Source organism: Labilibaculum sp. K2S (genome assembly GCF_030372765.1).
Lineage (GTDB): Bacteria > Bacteroidota > Bacteroidia > Bacteroidales > Marinifilaceae > Labilibaculum.
In genome coordinates, this window is the sequence record NZ_JAUCMW010000002.1 from 491,526 (window position 1) to 510,931 (window position 19,406).

At 36.8% G+C, this 19,406-nt stretch carries 21 protein-coding genes; 17 read left to right on the forward strand and 4 right to left on the reverse strand.

The window, feature by feature from the left end; all coding sequences use genetic code 11:
* Positions 1–76 precede the first annotated feature (76 nt).
* The 5 genes from prmC (at position 77) to prfB (ending at position 4,983) form a co-directional block, all read left to right on the forward strand.
* Positions 77–940 (forward strand): peptide chain release factor N(5)-glutamine methyltransferase, encoded by an 864-nt coding sequence (prmC, locus tag QUH73_RS05175; protein WP_289529396.1) that lies wholly within the window; start codon positions 77–79, stop codon positions 938–940.
* Complete coding sequence (locus tag QUH73_RS05180; protein WP_289529397.1) at positions 940–1,431, forward strand: regulatory protein RecX; 492 nt, start codon at positions 940–942, stop codon at positions 1,429–1,431. The genes prmC and QUH73_RS05180 overlap by 1 nt, the downstream gene beginning before the upstream one ends.
* 74 nt (positions 1,432–1,505) lie before the next feature.
* Entirely contained in the window at positions 1,506–2,915 is a 1,410-nt protein-coding gene (locus QUH73_RS05185; protein ID WP_289529398.1) for an LPP20 family lipoprotein, read from the forward strand.
* Positions 2,916–2,960: 45 nt separating this feature from the next.
* Entirely contained in the window at positions 2,961–3,560 is a 600-nt protein-coding gene (locus QUH73_RS05190; RefSeq protein WP_289529399.1) for a hypothetical protein, read from the forward strand.
* A gap of 324 nt (positions 3,561–3,884) precedes the next feature.
* Positions 3,885–4,983, forward strand: a protein-coding gene (gene prfB, locus QUH73_RS05195) for a peptide chain release factor 2 (protein WP_289529400.1) whose coding sequence is annotated in 2 segments (ribosomal slippage) — positions 3,885–3,947 and positions 3,949–4,983 — 1,098 coding nt in all. Because the reading frame shifts where the segments join, the coding sequence is not laid out codon by codon here.
* A 34-nt stretch (positions 4,984–5,017) separates the two neighbouring features.
* Here the strand turns inward: prfB and QUH73_RS05200 are convergent.
* A complete protein-coding gene (locus QUH73_RS05200; RefSeq protein ID WP_289529401.1) occupies positions 5,018–5,224 on the reverse strand; it encodes a hypothetical protein in 207 nt (68 codons plus the stop codon).
* Positions 5,225–5,302: 78 nt separating this feature from the next.
* On the opposite strand from QUH73_RS05200, the gene QUH73_RS05205 reads away from it, so the two are divergent.
* Positions 5,303–5,965: a toxin-antitoxin system YwqK family antitoxin gene (locus QUH73_RS05205; protein ID WP_289529402.1), complete on the forward strand. Its 663-nt coding sequence runs from the start codon at positions 5,303–5,305 to the stop codon at positions 5,963–5,965.
* Between the two features lie 187 nt (positions 5,966–6,152).
* Here QUH73_RS05205 and QUH73_RS05210 read toward each other — a convergent pair whose 3' ends face one another.
* Positions 6,153–6,887 (reverse strand): DUF6261 family protein, encoded by a 735-nt coding sequence (locus QUH73_RS05210; RefSeq protein ID WP_289529403.1) that lies wholly within the window; start codon positions 6,885–6,887, stop codon positions 6,153–6,155.
* A 350-nt stretch (positions 6,888–7,237) separates the two neighbouring features.
* Positions 7,238–7,444, reverse strand: coding sequence for a hypothetical protein (locus tag QUH73_RS05215; protein WP_289529404.1), 207 nt, complete (start codon positions 7,442–7,444; stop codon positions 7,238–7,240).
* Between the two features lie 107 nt (positions 7,445–7,551).
* Between QUH73_RS05215 and arsC the strand changes: the two genes are divergently transcribed.
* The 10 genes from arsC (at position 7,552) to QUH73_RS05265 (ending at position 17,038) form a co-directional block, all read left to right on the forward strand.
* Positions 7,552–7,893: an arsenate reductase (glutaredoxin) gene (gene arsC / locus QUH73_RS05220; protein ID WP_289529405.1), complete on the forward strand. Its 342-nt coding sequence runs from the start codon at positions 7,552–7,554 to the stop codon at positions 7,891–7,893.
* A 43-nt stretch (positions 7,894–7,936) separates the two neighbouring features.
* Complete coding sequence (fumC, locus tag QUH73_RS05225) at positions 7,937–9,337, forward strand: class II fumarate hydratase (protein ID WP_289529406.1); 1,401 nt, start codon at positions 7,937–7,939, stop codon at positions 9,335–9,337.
* Between the two features lie 51 nt (positions 9,338–9,388).
* On the forward strand, positions 9,389–10,438 hold the full coding sequence (locus QUH73_RS05230) for an endonuclease/exonuclease/phosphatase family protein (RefSeq protein ID WP_289529407.1): 1,050 nt from the start codon (positions 9,389–9,391) through the stop codon (positions 10,436–10,438).
* Between the two features lie 222 nt (positions 10,439–10,660).
* Positions 10,661–12,523, forward strand: a complete 1,863-nt coding sequence (locus tag QUH73_RS05235) for a methylmalonyl-CoA mutase family protein (protein ID WP_289529408.1) — start codon at positions 10,661–10,663, stop codon at positions 12,521–12,523.
* A 29-nt stretch (positions 12,524–12,552) separates the two neighbouring features.
* Positions 12,553–12,948, forward strand: a complete 396-nt coding sequence (locus tag QUH73_RS05240) for a GxxExxY protein (protein ID WP_156196299.1) — start codon at positions 12,553–12,555, stop codon at positions 12,946–12,948.
* A gap of 40 nt (positions 12,949–12,988) precedes the next feature.
* Complete coding sequence (gene scpA, locus QUH73_RS05245; protein WP_289529409.1) at positions 12,989–15,145, forward strand: methylmalonyl-CoA mutase; 2,157 nt, start codon at positions 12,989–12,991, stop codon at positions 15,143–15,145.
* A gap of 90 nt (positions 15,146–15,235) precedes the next feature.
* Complete coding sequence (locus tag QUH73_RS05250; RefSeq protein ID WP_289529410.1) at positions 15,236–15,745, forward strand: thioredoxin family protein; 510 nt, start codon at positions 15,236–15,238, stop codon at positions 15,743–15,745.
* Between the two features lie 32 nt (positions 15,746–15,777).
* Complete coding sequence (locus tag QUH73_RS05255; RefSeq protein ID WP_289529411.1) at positions 15,778–16,236, forward strand: hypothetical protein; 459 nt, start codon at positions 15,778–15,780, stop codon at positions 16,234–16,236.
* Positions 16,229–16,672, forward strand: coding sequence for a hypothetical protein (locus QUH73_RS05260; protein WP_289529412.1), 444 nt, complete (start codon positions 16,229–16,231; stop codon positions 16,670–16,672). The genes QUH73_RS05255 and QUH73_RS05260 overlap by 8 nt, the downstream gene beginning before the upstream one ends.
* 30 nt (positions 16,673–16,702) lie before the next feature.
* Complete coding sequence (locus QUH73_RS05265) at positions 16,703–17,038, forward strand: hypothetical protein (RefSeq protein ID WP_289529413.1); 336 nt, start codon at positions 16,703–16,705, stop codon at positions 17,036–17,038.
* Here QUH73_RS05265 and QUH73_RS05270 read toward each other — a convergent pair.
* Positions 17,031–17,873 carry an MBL fold metallo-hydrolase gene (locus tag QUH73_RS05270; protein WP_289529414.1) on the reverse strand — a complete coding sequence of 281 codons (843 nt, stop codon included), beginning with the start codon at positions 17,871–17,873 and terminating at the stop codon, positions 17,031–17,033. The genes QUH73_RS05265 and QUH73_RS05270 overlap by 8 nt on opposite strands.
* A 111-nt stretch (positions 17,874–17,984) precedes the next feature.
* Here QUH73_RS05270 and QUH73_RS05275 point away from each other — a divergent pair, with 111 nt between their 5' ends.
* Positions 17,985–19,352, forward strand: a complete 1,368-nt coding sequence (locus tag QUH73_RS05275; protein ID WP_289529415.1) for a UDP-N-acetylmuramate--L-alanine ligase — start codon at positions 17,985–17,987, stop codon at positions 19,350–19,352.
* Positions 19,353–19,406: the final 54 nt, after the last annotated feature.

The window sequence follows — 19,406 nt, forward strand, 5'->3', positions numbered from 1 at the left end:
TAAAAAAATCATTTACTAATTTTTCAAATCCTCTGCATTTATCACATTCATATTTCAACCAACATTCTTAAAAAAAATGATTCAGACAAACACAATACAATCTACAATAAATTACATAAAAAAAGAACTCGAAAAGATATATCCTGTAAGAGAAACAGAAAGTATGGCTTACATTCTGCTCGAGTACGTTTTGAAGTATACAAGAACTCAAATTCAGTTGAATAGATCGGAAAATATTAGCAATGATCATTTCAAACAGATTGACACCTATACACAAGAACTTAAAACCAGTAAGCCAATTCAGTATATTTTAGGTGAAACTGAATTCTACGATCTTACTTTTAAAGTAAATGAGTATACCCTAATTCCCAGACCTGAAACTGAGGAGCTGGTTCATGCTGTCATCAATGAAAACAAGGAGGAAGGTTTACAAATTTTAGATATTGGAACCGGCAGTGGCTGCATTCCCATTTCTCTGGCAAAAAATTTAAAAGGTGCTTGCGTTTCATCTGCTGATATTTCAGCAGAGGCAATTGAGAAGGCTAAAGAAAATGCCGAACTCAACCAGGTTGATGTTCATTTTTTTCATCGCGATATTCTAAACTGGAAGAATTTTGATTGGGACAATTTTGATATTATTGTGAGTAACCCTCCCTACGTAACCGAAGCTGAAAAAAGCAAAATGGAGAAAAACGTTTTGGATCATGAACCACACACAGCATTATTTGTATCAGATCACGATCCTTTAATTTTTTACCGAACCATCGCAGAAATGGCTCTTCTGCATCTAAAAAAAGGCGGGAAGCTTTATTTTGAAATCAACGAAAGTTTAGGAAACGAAATGGCAGCGCTTTTGGAACAAAAAGGATTCAACAGCATACGTCTAAGATCAGACATCAACGGAAAAAACAGAATGGTTTCAGCTATAAAACCACAATGATGGATTACAAAAAAAAGAAAAGAGAAGTCAGCGCCGAATCTGCTTTATCAAAAGTCATGTTTATTTGCAGCAGACAAGAAAAATGCAGCTTTGATATTCGTAAAAAGCTTTGCGAATGGGAAATTTCATCTGCCGATCAGGATCAGATTATTCAAACCTTAATTGACGAAAAATTCCTTAATGATGAACGATACACCAATTTTTACGTTCGTGATAAATTCCGTTTCAACCGATGGGGGCGAATAAAGATCGCTCATCATCTGAAACAAAAACAAATTCCGGAATACATTATATCTGATGCCATATACCAATTGGATGAAAGCGAATACGCTCAAAATCTTCACGACATACTACACGGTAAGATAAAAACAATTCGAGAGGAAGATCCTTATCAATTAAGAGCCAAATTATTCCGATTTGCGCAAGGAAGAGGTTTTGAATCTCAGCTTTCTCTTCAGATAATTGATAAATTAATTTCGAAAAAAGACTAAATTTTAATTTAGCTTTGGCATCCTTATTGTTTACAATTATTATCTTTAAACTACAAAAATACAAAACCATAAAAATGATTAAATCTTTACGCACCTTATTGCACTTTTCCTTTATCCTTGCATTTATAGTGAGCTGTTCGCCAAATACGACAGCAGCCAAACGCAAACCTCCGGAATGGGTAAAAGAACGTCCAATTTCATCAGAATATTATATTGGCATAGCTGTGGTTAAAAAAGATGCCAATGAAACAAGCTATATGCAATTGGCCAAAAATCAAGCTTTACAGGATTTATGTTCTGAAATTTCAATTTCCATTTCATCCAATTCTGTTCTGCATCAATTCGAAAACAACACGAGTTTTAAAGAAGAGTTTGAAGCAGATATCAGAACATCTCTTGTTCAGGATTTGGAAGGATACGAAATGGTCGCTTCCTGGGACAATAAAAAAGAAGGAGAATATTGGGTTTACTATCAATTGTCAAAAAATCAGTATGCTCTGCTAAAAAGAGTTAAACTAAACAAAGCAAAAAAGCTGTCGCAAAGCTATTTTGAAGAAGGGAAACAATACGAGAACCAACTCGACCTTTTTCAGGCATTAAATTATTACGCAAAATCTCTGGATGCAATAAAAAATCATCTGGATGAAGATCTTAGCGTAATGACATTGGATGGAACTATCAATTTGGGAACAGATATTTACAATTCCATCCAAAATATTTTTAACAGAACACAACTTACTCCGGCAAAAAATGCAATTCAACTCGAAATATCAACTTCACAAAAGGAACCAATTCGGATAAAAGCTGTTTGGTTGGCTGATGATGAAGAAAAAATGATTTCTCAATTGCCCTTGAAACTTGAATTTACAAAAGGGGAAGGTATTTTGAATGGAAACGTTTCTACAGACCAATTTGGTTGTGCAACTTCTCAGTTATCTAAAGTAACCTCGCGCCAAAAGCTACAGGAAATAACTGTTTCTCTTGATCTTTCGTCGATTCTAAATGAAAGCAACGAAAATTACGAATTAAACAAACTCTTCTTCACTGAAGAATCTGCACCTAAAAGTAAAATCATTTTAAATGTAGAACGTTTAAAGGCTTTCATGAATTTTAGCGAAAAGATTTTTGGAGAAGACTCTAAACGAGGAATTTTGGAAAACAATTTAAAGAAAGAATTGTCTGAAAATTTCTTCTCATTTACAAACAATAAAGATCAGGCCAAAGTTATTCTTGATATCAATACCAATGTAACAAAAGGTGAAATTAAGGAAGGCCGCAACTACAAAGTTTACATCGTGTATCTGGATTGTTTTTTCTCGCTTACCGATGTTAAAACAGGCATGGAAATTTTCAATGATGCCATTTATGAAGTGAAAGGCATGAAACCCATTAGCTACGATTACGCAGTAAAAGAAGCTTACGATCAAGCTGTTGATGAAATAAACAACACAATCGTTCCTAAATTGAATCAACTTGATTTATAAAATCATCATATTCCAAAACAAAAAATAACGATAAATTATACACACATGAAAACAAGAAAATTACACAAAAGCTTATTCCTTGGATTAGGAATATTACTGATTGCCGAAATGAGTTCTTGCGGATCGGCTGAAAAAGCTGTCAGTACTAAAGCACAAGGCGAAGAATTGATTGAAGTTTATTGCACCGGACCAGATTACCAAAGCGATAAAAACAATTTTAGAGCTTCTGCTATTGGCGAAAGTTTAGATCAAATGGTGTCTAAAAAGAAAGCCGGCACCAATGCACGTGCCGAACTTGCAACTCTAATACAGTCTACAATTAAAGGAACTATCGACAACTACGTGAACTCAACTGAATTAAATAATGTTGAGCAAGTTGAAGAACGTTTTGAAGGTTTAACCCGTGAGGTGATCAACCAACAATTGAACAACATCAAAGTAATTTGCGAAAAGCAAACCAAAACCGGTGAAAACAAATACAAAACATACATTGCTATTGAAATGAGTTCAAAAGATTTGGAGGAAGCAATCAACCAAAAATTATCGCAGGACGAAAAACTTAAAGTGGATTACGATTACGAGAAATTCAAAGAAACTTTTAATGCCGAAATGCAAAAATTAGAGGCTCAGCAAAGAGGATTCTAAGGACAAAACAATAGAGTATTTACAGCGCCGGAAAAATTTCCGGCGCTGTTTTTTATTACCTTTACTCTTCAATTAATAACTTACAGAAATGATCACATGAGACCAGCTGAAAATTTAGCGGAACGAACGAAAGCGCCAAACAAGTGATTTAAACTGTCTTTGACGTTGATGCCAAAATAATTCTGATTTTCTCTAATAAATCCGAGTCTTAAAATCTTCATCGGAGCGTTGCTTCTTTTTCTGAAAACAACATTACACCTTCTTTTCAAATTGTTCCTTCCCCTTTGTTTATTATCTTTACACTTCAATTAATAACTTACAAAAATGATCACATCAGACCAGCTAAAAAGTATAGCGGAGCGCACGGAAGCGTTAAGGAGGTATCTTTGACGTTGATGCTAAAATAATTCAGATACAGGAAGAAGAATTGAGAACTCAGGCGCCCGGATTTTGGGATAACCCCAAAGAGGCTGAAATTCAAATGCGAAAAGTAAGAGGGCTTAAATCCTGGGTAGATTCTTACAATGAAGCAAAAGAAGCAATTGACGACCTTCAGATATTATTCGATTTCGCCAAGGAAGACGAAGCATCACCGGAGGAGGTAGACGAGCAATTTAGAACAACGCAAGGCTTAATTGAAGCTCTTGAGCTAAGAAATATGCTCCGAAAAGAGGAAGATAAACTGGGAGCCATTCTAAAAATAAATTCGGGTGCCGGTGGAACTGAAAGTTGTGATTGGTGCGAAATGCTCTACCGAATGTATTTACGGTACGGAGAAGCTCATGGCTATAAGGTAAGCTCTTTGGAATATCAGGAAGGTGACGAAGCCGGCATTAAATCGGCAACACTGGAATTTGAAGGTGATTTTGCTTACGGATTTTTAAAATCGGAAAACGGAGTGCACCGTTTGGTTCGCCTTTCTCCATTTAACGCAGCCAACAAACGAATGACCACTTTTGCATCGGTCTATGTTTATCCTGCCATTGACGATACCATCGAAATAGAAATAAATCCTGCTGATATCAGTTGGGATACTTTCCGTTCGGGCGGTGCCGGCGGACAAAATGTAAATAAAGTGGAAACGGGTGTACGGTTACGACATGCTCCAACCGGAATCATTATTGAAAATACCGAAACCCGCTCCCAATTTGGAAACCGTGAAAATGCACTCCGATTGCTAAAATCGCAGTTATACGAATTGGAACTAAGAAAACGCCAGGAAGAAACTGACAAGATTGAAGGATCAAAAAAGAAAATTGAATGGGGTTCACAAATTCGTTCCTATGTAATGCAACCTTACAAACTGGTTAAGGATGTAAGAACAGGCCACGAAACTTCCAATGTGCAAGCCGTTTTAGATGGCGATTTGGATGGATTCATCAAAGCATTTCTAATGGAATTTAGCGAAGAAGATAAAAAATAAAAGATATCCTGTAGGGATCTTGCATGCAAGATCCCTATTCTTTTGGTTGTTTTGGTTTAAACATCCCTCCTATCAGCACACCAAAAAGTAAACCGTAAGGCACCATTGTATACCAATTGGCCTGAATGGGGCAAGTCCCTGAAATACAACCAACATATTTCCAGTAAAGGAATCCACCCAGCAGACCAAGCAGCCCTCCTATAATTTCAAATTTTCTATTTTTAATTAGCTTTTTCACCATATCAAACATATGTATCTATTTATATAATTTAAACTTAGTAAAGAATATCCCATAATGAAAACATACATCACTTTTTTATTGGTATTTTTTTTATGCTCACAAGCAAATCTCTTTGCACAGGAAAACAGACTGAACCAAGAGGGAGAAAAGGAAGGCAGATGGAAAGAATATTTTAAGGATGGAAAACTAGCTGGAACTGGAGTATATGAAAACGGAAAAAAAGAAGGAAAGTGGACGGAATATTCCGATTGGCATCATATCACTATTAAAGTAAGGTATAAAAACGGAAAAAAAGAGGGAAAAGAAATTTGGTGTAGAAACCAAAAATTCTTTAAAACCCGTTTAAAACTTAAAAAAGTTAGTAAAATAGCAGGCAAAATAAGATTTAAAAATGGAAAAAGAAATGGGCGATCCATAAGTTATCATAAGAACGGAAAGCTGTCTTCCACAGGCGTATATAAAAATGGAACGCTAGAGGGAGAACACAAAATCTACTGGGAAAATGGAAACATAAATAGAAAGGAAATTTATAAAAATGGTAAACAAGAAGGAGAATGGCACTGGTACTCCAAAAACGGAAAGCTAGAGGAAAAAGGGACTTACAAAAATGGTGTGAGAGAAGGAGAATGGACTACCTATAATGAAGATGGAAGTGTGAATCAAAAAGCCATGTTTAAAAATGGCCGTACAAAAGATGAATATCCTATAGAGGTCATTAATACAGATAACACAAACCCCTAAAATGTAAAATGGATCATCAAACCAAATCGTGATACAATTTTCAGAATGGAACACGGATGATACATACATCAATGAAAATTGAAACATTCCCTTAATTCCCCTTTTGAGAGGAGACAAAGGAGAGTGTCAAAAAAACCACCTCATTACAAGGTGGTTCTTATTCTCCCAAAATCAACAAATAACAAAACTAATTACTTTCCGCTTTCGCGGCTTCCTTTTTACGTTTTAAGGCTGCCAGCCTATTGTTAACCTCTTTATTGGCATCTTCAATTATTTGAAAGAATTTGTTTGAAAAAGCAGCATATTTCTCCGGATTTGCCTGGGTCATAGCTGAAAGATAACCACAAAGATCATTGTTGATCATATTTCTCAATTCTTTGGCTAATGTTGAAGCCGGTTTGGTTTTTTCTCTTCCCATTTTATCGTCCCTCAATTGATCATCCGATTGATCAAATGAAGCCTGAGAACCTTCCAGGTTGCTAATTAATCCATCCAATTCGGGAATGGCTTTTCTGTCTTCAGCCAATTCCGGTGCTTTAATATCCGATAACATGGCTCTAATTTCGGCACTCTCACTGGTATAAGTGCTGTCGGTTATTTTCATTCCATACCGATCCAAAATTGCTTTCACGCGTACCGCTTTTTGCTGCTCTCTACTCGTCCGACGCATACATTTGGCAGTCACTTCGTAAAAAATTGCACGAATATCCAGGTCGCGCACCTCATCTTTTTCCTTTAAATCACTTTCCAGCCACCCTGCATTAATCATGTGGATCAACCCTTGAGTTTTTGCCGATAATTTTTCAAAGCTTACCGCACAATAAGTATCCTCAGCTATCGGATAATTAGTATTCAGATCTGAAATTTTTCTTCCTGCTTCTGCTGTTTCCTTAATTGTGCAGTTTGCATTAATTTTCCCCATAGTTTTAAGTCTATAATTTTTATTGATCAGGACACAATTTATCAGTATTTTTTGTAACAAACAATCAATTTGTTGATTATTATGAATACCCGAAAACCTATCCTCACCAAATGAAAAATACATAAACATGATCCAAACCTTTTAAATAAGGGAAAACCTTATGCAATTTCATAAGCAGCAAACCAGAAAAATAGTTTGATGTTTTTTTAGTAGAATGGCCTTCCCTTGCAGCAGAAAAGTGCATCCGGTTGGTCAAACGGATATTTCCAGTACAAGAAAAGCCCGTACTGTTGATCGAAGGGGGTTTTCTACAATTGGAAAATAACATTTGAATGGTCGTACGCTGTTTTTTAACAAATGAAAAGCTCACCGGATGAGTCGAACGGCATTTTACTGCACCCGAAAATCCATCTTTTTAGTCGAACGGCATTTCCCGGATTCTGGAAGTACGAACCGATCAGAAGAATGTAAATTTCCAGACTAATGGAAAGGGATTTGCGTGCTCTTACAAATAATCCGGCAACAGGAAGTAAGCCGGTTTTCAAATTTTCAGTCATCTAAAGTCAGGGATTGCAATAAATAGGTGAATATCTTCAAATCTGTCTTTCCATTATCTGTAAAGCCGTATATTTGTATCACTTTAAACAGTAAAACAGAAATAAAAATGTTGAAAATCTATCACAATCCGCGTTGCTCCAAAAGTAGAGCAGGTTTAAAATATTTACAAGACAAAGGCCTGGAACCTGAAATTCGTTTGTACCTAAAAGATGAGTTTACCGAAGCCGAACTTGCTGATGTATTGATGAGAATGGCGAAACAACCCTGGGAAATTATCCGCACTCACGAAAAATTATACAAAACCGATTTTAAAGGAAAAAATTTTAATACCGATGAGTGGATCAAAATCTTAATTGAATATCCAAACCTTATTCAACGCCCCATTGTTATTAAAGACCACAAAGGAATATTTGCTGTGCCTGCTGAAAATGTAGAAGAGATTTTGTAGTTGCTTTCTTATGATTTCTGATTCATTAGTCAAAATTTAGATCATGAAATACCGGATAGAGTCCGACACAATGGGAGAAGTTAAAGTTCCTGCCGACAAATACTGGGGAGCGCAAACGCAGCGTTCTCTTGAGAATTTTCAGATAGGCCCCATAGCTTCTATGCCTATTGAGCTGATCAGAGCTTATGCTTATCTGAAAAAAGCGGCAGCCTTTACAAATCACCAATTGGGAGTGTTAAATGCTGATAAAAAGAAAATCATTTCAAGAGTATGTGATGAAATTTGCAGGGGCGAACTCGATGAACATTTTCCTTTGGTTATTTGGCAAACCGGATCCGGCACACAAACCAACATGAATGTGAACGAAGTAATTTCCAATAGGGCTCAGGTACTTATGGGCTTACAAATAGGAACAGAAAGTGCATTCGTTCACCCCAATGATGATGTGAACAAATCACAATCATCTAATGATACATTTCCAACAGCAATGAATATTGCCGGTCTTAAAAAATTACAGGAGCACACCATTCCTTCCATTGAAAATCTTAGAAATGCTTTGGCCCGCCATTCCCATGCAATGAAAGATGTTGTGAAAATAGGAAGAACTCACTTAATGGATGCAACGCCATTAAGTCTTGGACAAGAGTTTTCCGGATATGTTTCGCAATTAGATCATGCAGCAAAGGCAATCCGAAACAGTCTGGAGCATTTAAGCGAAATTGCTCTTGGAGGTTCTGCGGTGGGCACAGGCATCAACACGCCGCACATGTATGCTGAAGTAGTGGCTGATTATATTTCTGAATTTACTAATTTACCTTTTACATCAGCAAAAAATAAATTTGAGGCCATAGCCTCTCACGATGCAATTGTAGAATCGCATGGTGCATTAAAACAAGCGGCTGTTTCGCTGCTGAAAATTGCCAACGATATTCGCTTGATGGCATCAGGGCCACGTTCGGGGATTGGCGAACTCATTCTCCCGGCCAACGAACCCGGATCTTCAATCATGCCGGGAAAAGTAAATCCCACACAGGTGGAAGCACTAAGCATGGTTTGCGCACAGGTAATGGGTAACGATACAACAATTACCATTGCTGGATCAAGCGGCCATTTCGAGCTAAATGTTTTTAAACCGGTAATCATTTACAACTTTTTGCAATCGGCTCAATTGCTGGGCGATGCCTGTAATTCCTTAGCCAAAAACTGCGTGGCAGGAATTCTCCCCAACAAGGAACGAATCAGACAACATTTAGACAATTCGCTAATGTTGGTAACTGCTCTAAGCACTCATATAGGATATAAAAAATCAGCCGAAATTGCTAAAAAAGCCTTTTCTGAAAACAAAAGTCTACGCCAGACTGCTCTTGAACTTGGCTACGTAAGCAATAAGGAATTTGACAAGTGGGTGGATCCAAACAAAATGATTCACCCTGATAAAGAATAATTAACAAAAGAAATTTTTCACCCCATGCTAATTTCAACAATCACTAATAAGATGAAATTTTTAGGAAAAATATATTTGATCGTAGTATCCCTGATATCCAGTGCCTGCGATCCTTTTCAAACCAAAATAGGAACAGAAGTATCCTTGTACGAAAGCTTGGAAAAACAAGAATTCGCCTTTCCGGATACCCTAAAAGTAATGACCTGGAACATTAAATTTGGTGGTGGAAGAATCGATTTCTTTTTCGATTGTCATGGCGACCGGGTCATCATGGAAAAATCAGAAGTGCTGGATAATATGAGCGTTCTTTCTGAAAAAATCCGTGAAGTAAACCCCGATATCCTGTTTATTCAGGAAGCCGATGTGAATGCAAAACGAAGTGCTTTTGTTGATCAGGTTCAGTATCTGCTTGACAATACCGATTTTAATTATGCGGCTTATGCCTCACAATGGAAAGCCAAACACATCCCCAGCGACGGCATCGGAAAAATGGATTCGGGCAATGCCATTTTATCCAAATGGAAATTTACCGATGCGAAACGAACTCCTCTGCCTCTTATTCAATCGCAAAATTTCATTGTTCGCTATTTTTATCTCAAACGGAATATTCTGGAAATAAATCTGGAACACAAGGGAGAAGCAATTAAACTTTTAACAACTCATCTATCGGCCTATGCCAAAGATGATACCAAGAAAATACAGTTGGGAATTTTGAAGACTTACGTCGATTCCTTAAATCAAAAAGGACAAAAATTCATTTTAGGCGGCGATTTTAACTCTCTTCCTCCATTTAGTAAGCAAACCAGTAATTTTGATGATTCAGCATGCACCGACGGCGATTTTGAAGCGGATAATTACAGCTCCGAAACAGAATGGATGATGCCTTTTTACGAAAGTTATAAAGCAGCAATTCCTTTGGAAGAATTTAAACAAAACAATTCGAAACATTTTTCGCACACAACAGATAAAAACGGGTACTGGAACCGAAAGGTGGATTACCTGTTTACCAATGGTCACTTTGTTCAAAATAGTGGAAACACACTTCAACAATGGATGCAGGCATCTGATCATGCCCCTATTGTTGTGAATTATAAATTATGAGTCAGCAATTATTAATGGGTAAGTCATAAGATCTTAACTCATCATTTAATTCCAGCTTTTTCCATTTTTAATTTACCGGAAATCCTATTTTATTCATAAATCTTAATTAATAATTCCTAATTCGAACGTGTTTTAAAAGTATGATTAAGAACATTTTTAAAACCTTCCTTAAATGATAAAAAGGCCTTATTTTTAGGCTCTAATTTTTAAACAGTTACAGTTATGGCAGATAATAAACTTTTTAGTGACTTTGCTCCTCAATCTACACAAGAGTGGATTGACAAAATCACTAAAGATCTTAAAGGTGCTGACTTTGATAGAAAGTTGGTTTGGAGAACTAATGAAGGATTCAATGTGCAGCCTTTCTACAGACTGGAGAACATGGAAGACAAAGCCTTCATGAATACCTATCCTGGAGATTTTCCTTATGTTCGTGGTAATAAAAAAGACAATAACGATTGGTTGGTTCGTCAGGATATTATTGTGGATGATGTGAAAGCAGCCAACGAAAAAGCTCTTGATGTTCTAAACAAAGGTATCGACTCAATTGGATTCGTATTGAATTGGAAAGACCTAAGTAAAGATGAATTAGCAACTTTGTTGGATGGTATTTTCCTGGATTGTGTAGAAATCAACTTCGAAAAATCTCACGGTTCTGTTGAATTAATTAAAAACCTACAGGCAATTGCAACTGAAAAAGGTATCGCTCTTGATAAATTAAATGGCGGGGTTTCTATCGATATTCTTTCAGGATTCAGTACTGTTGGTAACTTCTGTCAGTCAGAAGAAAGTTCTTTTAATTATTTAAAAGAAGCTGTCGAAGCAGCAAAAGCTCTTCCAAACTATAAAGTTATAGCAGTAGGTGGAAGCCTTTTCAACAACTCAGGATCTTCAATTGTTGAAGAATTAGGTTTCTCTTTAGCCGCTGGTGCTGAATATCTAAGCAAAATGATTGATGCAGGTCTTTCAGTTGATGAGGTAGCTCCAAAAATCCGTTTCAACTTTGCAACCAGCTCTAAATATTTTATGGAGATTGCCAAGTTAAGAGCCGGACGTATGGTATGGGCAAACATCGTGAAAGCATTTGGTGCTTCAAACGAAGAAGTTTGCAAAATGAATGTTCATGGTGAAACTTCAGAGTGGAACAAAACTGTTTACGATCCTTATGTGAACATGCTGCGTACTCAAACTGAATCGATGTCGGCTGTTTTAGGTGGTCTTGATTCATTTACAGTAAAACCTTTCGATTCTGCATTTGCTAAATCATCTGTTTTCTCTGAAAGAATTGCCCGTAACCAACAATTATTATTAAAAGAAGAATCGCACCTGGCTAAGATTGCTGATCCGGCTGCAGGTTCATACTATATTGAATCATTAACTGAATCAATTGCTGACGAAGCCTGGAAACTATTCCTGACTGTTGAAGACAAAGGTGGATACCTTGAAGCTTTCAAAGCAGGATTCGTACAGTCTACGATCAAAGCAACAGCTCAGAAACGTGATTTCCAAATCGCTACACGCCAGGAAAATTTCTTAGGAACCAACCAATTTCCAAATTTTGGAGAAGTATTGGAAGCTCTTCCTGAAACTGTTCTTGCTCCTGCAGATAAAACCGCAGCGAATGCTGTTTGCGAAACTCTTAAACCATATCGTGGTGCTCAGGCTTTCGAGACTCTTCGTAATAAAACTGATATTTACAGCAAAACAAATGGTCGTCCTAAAGTGATGATGTTCCCTATCGGAAACTTAAACATGCGTAAAGCACGTGCTCAGTTTGCTTGTAACTTCTTCGCTTGTGCCGGATTTGATGTTGAAGATCATAACGGTTTTAAATCAGTAGAAGAAGGTGTAAAATTCGTAACTGAAAAAGGAGCCAAGATTGTTGTAGTTTGTAGTTCTGATGATGAATATGCAACTATCGTTCCTGAGGTTTACGAAGCTCTTAAAGGAAAAGCTATTACAGTTGTTGCAGGTGCTCCGGCATGTGCTGACGAATTAAAAGCGAAGGGTGTTGAGAACTTTATTAACGTGAAGTCGAACGTTCTTGAAACTTTGAAAGCATATCAAGCAGAATTAGGAATTTAACCCAACGCAAAGACTCAAAGACGCGAAAGATGATTTCAAAAACTGAATTCGAAGAAATAGGTCGCAAAATAGTTCAGGCTTCTTACGAAGTGCATAAAGAACTGGGACCTGGTTTACTTGAATCTGTTTACGAAATTTGTCTTGTTGAAGAATTAAAAAATCTCAATTTAAAGGTTGAAAGGCAGGTAGAATTGCCAGTCAATTTTAAAGGTAAGGTTTTAGATAAAAAATTTGTAATTGATCTTTTGGTTGAAAATTGCATCATAATTGAACTTAAAGCTGTAGAAGTACTATTGCCTGTACACGAAGTTCAATTAGTAACTTATATGAAATTAGCGGATATTAAACTTGGATACTTAGTAAATTTTAATGTCCCTCTAATTAAACAAGGTATCAAACGAAAAGTAAATAACTATTTTTTATAAATCTAAGCGTCTTCGCGACTTAGCGTTAAAAATTAAGAAAATGAAACCAAATTTTAAAGATATAAATATCAAGTCATCTTCAAGATCTACTGCTACTTCTCAAGAATGGGAAAAAGAAAACGGCATTGAAAAATCGTGGATGACACCAGAACAAATTCCTGTTAAAACAGCTTTTAACAAGGAAGATTTAGAAGGCATGGAGCACTTGAACTACGTTTCAGGTTTGCCACCATTCCTACGCGGACCTTATTCAGCGATGTACCCTTTGCGTCCATGGACAGTTCGTCAGTACGCAGGTTTCTCTACTGCTGAAGAATCGAATGCATTCTACCGTCGTAACCTTGCTGCTGGTCAGAAAGGTCTTTCTGTAGCATTTGACTTGGCTACTCACCGTGGATATGACTCAGATCATCCCCGTGTGATTGGTGATGTTGGTAAAGCAGGAGTTGCTATCGACTCTATTTTGGATATGGAGATCCTTTTCGATCAAATTCCATTGGATCAGATGTCTGTATCTATGACAATGAACGGAGCAGTACTTCCAGTATTGGCTTTCTACATTGTTGCAGGTTTAGAGCAAGGTGCTAAACTGGAAGAACTTTCAGGTACTATCCAAAACGATATCCTAAAAGAATTCATGGTGCGTAATACTTACATTTACCCACCAGATTTCTCAATGAAAATTATTGCTGATATTTTCGAATTTACTTCGAATTTCATGCCTAAATTCAACTCCATTTCTATCTCTGGATACCACATGCAGGAAGCAGGTGCTACAGCAGATATCGAGTTGGCTTATACTCTTGCTGATGGTTTGGAGTACTTGAAAAAAGGTGTTGCTGCAGGTATGGATGTTGATACATTCGCTCCTCGCTTGTCTTTCTTCTGGGCAATCGGAATGAATCACTTCATGGAGATTGCTAAAATGAGAGCTGGTCGTTTACTATGGTCTAAGATTGTAAAACAATTCAATCCTAAGAATCCTAAGTCGATGGCATTGCGTACTCACTCGCAGACTTCAGGTTGGTCGTTAACCGAACAAGATCCATTCAACAATGTTGGACGTACTTGTATCGAAGCAATGGCAGCTGCATTAGGTCACACTCAATCTCTTCACACCAATGCGTTGGATGAGGCGATTGCATTGCCTACTGATTTCTCTGCACGTATTGCCCGTAATACTCAGATCTTTATTCAGGATGAAACTACCATCTGTAAAGCTGTTGATCCTTGGGCAGGTTCTTACTACGTTGAGTCATTAACTCAGGAGTTAGTAAACAAAGCCTGGTCTCACATCGAAGAAGTTGAGAAATTAGGTGGTATGGCAAAAGCGATCGAATCCGGTATTCCAAAACTTCGTATCGAAGAAGCTGCGGCACGTACTCAAGCTAAAATTGATGCCAACACTCAAACTATTGTAGGTACTAACAAATATCGTTTGGAGAAAGAAGATCCATTGGATATTTTGGAAGTAGATAACACTGCTGTACGTACTGCTCAGCTTGAACGTTTGGCTAAGCTTCGTGCTAACCGTGACGAGAAAGCTGTTCAGGCTGCTCTTGAAGCCATCACTGCCTGTGCAAACGGAGGTGAAGGCAACTTATTGGATCTTGCTGTTAAAGCTGCACAATTACGTGCTTCTCTTGGTGAGATTTCAGATGCATGTGAAAAAGTTTGTGGTAGATATAAAGCTGTAATTAGAACCGTGTCAGGAGTATATTCATCAGAATCAGGACAAGATGCTGATTTCGCTATAGCGAAAGAAAAAGCAAATCAATTTGCTGAAATGACAGGACGTCGTCCTCGTATCATGATAGCAAAAATGGGACAAGATGGTCATGACCGTGGTGGTAAAGTTGTTGCTACCGGTTTTGCTGATATAGGATTTGATGTGGATATGGGACCTTTGTTCCAAACTCCTGAAGAATCTGCTAAACAAGCTGTAGAAAATGATGTACACATCGTTGGTGTTTCTTCATTAGCCGCTGGTCACAAAACTTTAGTTCCTGCAGTTATCGCAGAATTGAAAAAATTGGGCCGCGAAGATATCATGGTTACTGCAGGTGGTGTTATTCCAGCTCAGGATTACGATTTCTTATACGAAGCTGGTGTTGTTGGTGTATTTGGTCCTGGTACCAAAGTATCAAGATGTGCTATTCAAATGTTGGATATTCTAATTGAGCAATACAAAGACTAGTTCTTTTATTATCATTATATTTAAAGACAGGAACAATGTTCCTGTCTTTTTTTGTGCTAAATTTCAGCTTAAATTAAAACTCCAAACTTTATGAAAAGACTAGCCATACTTCTTTTTCTCTCATCGTTTATTTTGAATATTTCTGCTCAAAACCAAACCAAACAAGATTCCAGAATCAAAATGAAGATTCTTTTCGGACAACTGACTTTAGATGCATTTAATATGGATGTTTGCTCCCCTTGGTACGTACCCGAACATGATTCTTATCTGCCAGACACAACTATTATAAAGGAGCTTCGGGAACAAAATCTAACGGATATTTCAATTCACCTGATTATTGGTTCATGGTGTCACGACAGTCATAGAGAAGTGCCTCGTTTCATCAAAATACTGGAAGAAATAAATTTTCCGTTTGATCAATTAAATATGAATGCTTTAGACTCCGGCAAATCTTCACCGGATTTTGATGCAAAAGCCAATAAGGTTACCAATGTTCCAACAGCCATCATCTACCGAAATGGCGAGGAAATAGGTCGAATTATCGAGAGCCCGAAAAAATCTTTGGAAAAAGATCTTTTACTAATAATCTCAAAAAATTAGTACCTTTATCCTTTAGACTAATCTACTCAATCATGGAACAAGAGCGCACAAATGCCGGACAAACGTTAGGAATAATTGGATTAACACTTGGTATCATAACTTTCATGATAGGATTTATTCCCTGTGTAGGAATTATTGCGATTATTCCGGGAATTATTGCGATCATCTTAAGTGCAGTCGGACTAAGTCAGGCAAATCGAGACAATGGCGCACGCGGCATTAATATCACGGCTTTAATCGTTTCTATTATCGGGGTTTTAGTTGCATCGCTTTGGCTGATATTTGTTGTAGGTATTGCTAACCTAAGCGAAGATCAAATAGAAGGTTTTGTAGAAGATGCAATCGAAGAAGTGATTGATGAATCTACTCAAAATGCTGATTTACAAGATGCCCTGCAAGAATTGGAAGAACAACTTGATGAAGTTTGTGTGGATTCAATTCATATTAAAACAGACAGCATTAATATCGAAATAAAAATTGATAATGAGTAATTCTCAATATCTGGCTAAACAGAATTACAAAATAATTAACCTCTCTTTAGCCGGAATTATTCTTTGCATTTTTATTTATTCTGCTCTGTTTTCGCCTAAAGAATGTAATCATCCTATACCTTCTTTTTACACCCAAATTACAAACCAAATAAGTCCGTCTACTGGTCTGTCCCGAAGCTTCTCTGCAATTGTGCGCGGCGATATTCCACTGGCTAAGACATTCAACCCTTACGGTTTGCATATTTTTCTTTTTTTTGCCTTTCAGTTTGTTTTTAGAGTCTTATCATTTACATTGATAAAAGATCAATTTTCGTTGTTAAAACCCTATATATTTACTGATATTCTTCTGTCGGCAATTGGCTTTTATCTTGCCTTTAAACCATTAATCCTTTTCACATTAAAACTTTTTCAAAAATCCATCGTAAACTACGCGTGAGTTAATCTTTATTAAACAAACCCTTACGCTATGTCAGCACTACTTGTGATTGTTTTCCTCGCACTTCTGACCAGTCTTATGGTTTTACATATCCACAATGAACTCAATCTTTCCAAAAGGATTATTCGAGCCGGATATTTTGTGCAGGAATTAATGGATCAACATGGAATTAAGCATCTTGATCTGGAAAAGAAATTTGAAACTTCAACTCTTACAACTCAACTTCGTGTACTGGAGTATTATTTACACTCCCTTAATTCATCCTACAAAGACTTTGGAACCAAAAAAACGATCATTCAAAGGATAATAACCATCGAACTGGCTCTGGCAACATACGGCTACCAGAGCGAATTAAGTGTTATTTAATATCAGTAAGAGAAAAACATTTGTCAACTTTTACACCTTTTGGAGTTTGCACCAAACTGCAACACTCATTTATTATATCGTGCTGAAAAAATAAGATGTAATTATTCTCAACAGCTTCTTTTAAAAAAACCTCTTTCTCGTGCAAAGATGCCATTGGATTTAAATCGTAGCTGGCCAACCATTTAACCGGAACATTAGCTGTTGTAGGAATAAAATCTCCGGCAAACACAATGGTGTAGTTTTCAGTTTTTATAATCGAAACCATCAAACCCGGGGTATGACCATTAACAAACCGTACTTCAAAATTAGGAAACAACTCTCCCTCTTTCTCTACAAACTTCAATTTTCCAGCCTCCTTTATTGGTACAATATTTTCATAAAAATAGGCATCCGCTTCACGAATATTTGGATTGCTGAAATTGTCCCATTGTAATTTACTCACCCAATGCGTGGCATTCGGAAAAACCAGATCGAAACCATCACCCTTTTCATTATGCTTTACGGCACCACCACAATGGTCGAAATGCAAATGAGTAAAAACCACATCTGTAATATCTGTTGGCTGAAAACCAATAATAGACAGTGAAGACAATAAATCAGCTTCGCCATTTAAATGCTGGTGTTTAAAAAATTCAGCATCCTGCTTGTCTCCGGTACCATTATCGATCAGTATTGTTCGCTCCCCGTCAACAACAAGCATGCTTCTCATTGCACAATTGCATAAATTATCTTCATCGCTTGGGTATTTTCGACTCCAAAGAAGTTTTGGAACCACACTGAACATAGCACCTCCATCGCATTTGAAATTGCCTGTTTCTATATTATATATTTCCATTATTTTTAAGTAAATATGTTATCTTTAATCTTGAATCGCTCTGTAAATACAGCTTTACAGACCTATTCATTCAATACAGATCAAAAATACAATTTTTAAAAACGAATATCAATGAGAGTACATTTTATAGCAATTGGCGGCAGCGCCATGCACAATCTTGCAATAGCATTGCATTTAAAAGGTTTTACTGTTTCGGGTTCCGATGATGAGATTTTTAACCCCTCAAAATCCCGTTTAAAAAAACACAATATACTGCCAAAAGAATGGGGCTGGTTTCCTGAAAAAATAAATACTGATCTCGACGCTATTATTCTTGGAATGCATGCACGTATCGATAATCCAGAACTTTTAAAAGCTCAGGAATTAGGCTTAAAAATCTTCTCTTATCCTGAATACATTTATGAACAAACAAAAGACAAAACCAGAATTGTAATTGGTGGCAGCCATGGCAAAACAACTACAACATCAATGGTTATGCATGTCCTTAAAGAAAATGATATTGATTTTGATTATATGGTAGGCGCCCAAATTGAAGGCTTCGAAACTATGGTAAAGTTGACCGAAGAAGCTAAAATCGCAATTTTCGAAGGTGATGAATATTTATCTTCTCCAATTGACAGAAGACCAAAATTCCATCTGTATCATCCGCATATCGCATTAATTACAGGTGTAGCCTGGGATCACATCAATGTTTTTCCAACCTTTGAAAGCTATGTTGAGCAGTTCGATATATTCGCAAATCTTATTCAGCCCAATGGGAATTTAATCTATTTTGAGGAGGACGAACACATTCAAAAGATTCTTACAAAAAAAAGAGCTGATGTAAACTACATTCCATACAATACGCATCCATTCAGGCTGGAAAACAACCAAACCATTTTAACAACAGATGATAATGAATTTGCTCTTGAAATATTTGGAGAGCATAATTTACAAAACCTTATGGGTGCTTATCATATCTGCAAAAGCATTGGGATAAAAGACCTGGATTTTTACCAATCAATTCAAAATTTTTCCGGAGCGGCTCGTCGCCTGCAAAAGCTGGCAGAAAGCGATAACTGTTGTGTGTTTCAGGATTTTGCTCATTCTCCTTCTAAATTAAAGGCAACAACCGAAGCTGTAAAAAAGCAATATCAGAATAGAAAATTGATTGCCTGTATGGAACTTCATACTTTCAGTAGCCTGAAGAAAGAATTTCTGCCTCATTATAAAAATACAATGAGTATGGCCGATCAGGCTTTTGTTTATTTTGATCCGAAAACAATTGAACACAAAAAACTGGAACCAATAACCAGTAAGCAGGTTGAAGAAGCATTTGGAGGAACTAATCTTAAAGTGTATATTAATTCAGATCAACTAATTTCAGACTTACTTTCAATGAATTTTAAAAATACAAATGTTTTATTGATGAGTTCGGGAAACTTTACAGGCGTAAACCTCTCTCAGCTTGCCGAAAACATTATAGTAAATACCAGATAGGCTAAACTGCACTATTTCAAATCTCTTTATGTTGCCGAAAGATAAATTAATACT

Excerpts from the sequence above, each read along its gene's own strand:
- QUH73_RS05230 (WP_289529407.1), top strand. The coding sequence starts at position 9,389 with ATGAAATTTTTAGGAAAAATATATTTGATCGTAGTATCCCTGATATCC.
- prmC (WP_289529396.1), top strand. The coding sequence starts at position 77 with ATGATTCAGACAAACACAATACAATCTACAATAAATTACATAAAAAAA.
- QUH73_RS05210 (WP_289529403.1), bottom strand. The coding sequence starts at position 6,887 with ATGGGGAAAATTAATGCAAACTGCACAATTAAGGAAACAGCAGAAGCA.
- QUH73_RS05250 (WP_289529410.1), top strand. The coding sequence starts at position 15,236 with ATGAAAAGACTAGCCATACTTCTTTTTCTCTCATCGTTTATTTTGAAT.
- QUH73_RS05200 (WP_289529401.1), bottom strand. The coding sequence starts at position 5,224 with ATGGTGAAAAAGCTAATTAAAAATAGAAAATTTGAAATTATAGGAGGG.
- scpA (WP_289529409.1), top strand. The coding sequence starts at position 12,989 with ATGAAACCAAATTTTAAAGATATAAATATCAAGTCATCTTCAAGATCT.
- QUH73_RS05265 (WP_289529413.1), top strand. The coding sequence starts at position 16,703 with ATGTCAGCACTACTTGTGATTGTTTTCCTCGCACTTCTGACCAGTCTT.
- fumC (WP_289529406.1), top strand. The coding sequence starts at position 7,937 with ATGAAATACCGGATAGAGTCCGACACAATGGGAGAAGTTAAAGTTCCT.
- QUH73_RS05270 (WP_289529414.1), bottom strand. The coding sequence starts at position 17,873 with ATGGAAATATATAATATAGAAACAGGCAATTTCAAATGCGATGGAGGT.
- QUH73_RS05275 (WP_289529415.1), top strand. The coding sequence starts at position 17,985 with ATGAGAGTACATTTTATAGCAATTGGCGGCAGCGCCATGCACAATCTT.
- QUH73_RS05260 (WP_289529412.1), top strand. The coding sequence starts at position 16,229 with ATGAGTAATTCTCAATATCTGGCTAAACAGAATTACAAAATAATTAAC.
- QUH73_RS05180 (WP_289529397.1), top strand. The coding sequence starts at position 940 with ATGGATTACAAAAAAAAGAAAAGAGAAGTCAGCGCCGAATCTGCTTTA.
- QUH73_RS05215 (WP_289529404.1), bottom strand. The coding sequence starts at position 7,444 with ATGACTGAAAATTTGAAAACCGGCTTACTTCCTGTTGCCGGATTATTT.
- QUH73_RS05255 (WP_289529411.1), top strand. The coding sequence starts at position 15,778 with ATGGAACAAGAGCGCACAAATGCCGGACAAACGTTAGGAATAATTGGA.
- arsC (WP_289529405.1), top strand. The coding sequence starts at position 7,552 with ATGTTGAAAATCTATCACAATCCGCGTTGCTCCAAAAGTAGAGCAGGT.
- QUH73_RS05235 (WP_289529408.1), top strand. The coding sequence starts at position 10,661 with ATGGCAGATAATAAACTTTTTAGTGACTTTGCTCCTCAATCTACACAA.
- QUH73_RS05185 (WP_289529398.1), top strand. The coding sequence starts at position 1,506 with ATGATTAAATCTTTACGCACCTTATTGCACTTTTCCTTTATCCTTGCA.
- QUH73_RS05190 (WP_289529399.1), top strand. The coding sequence starts at position 2,961 with ATGAAAACAAGAAAATTACACAAAAGCTTATTCCTTGGATTAGGAATA.
- QUH73_RS05240 (WP_156196299.1), top strand. The coding sequence starts at position 12,553 with ATGATTTCAAAAACTGAATTCGAAGAAATAGGTCGCAAAATAGTTCAG.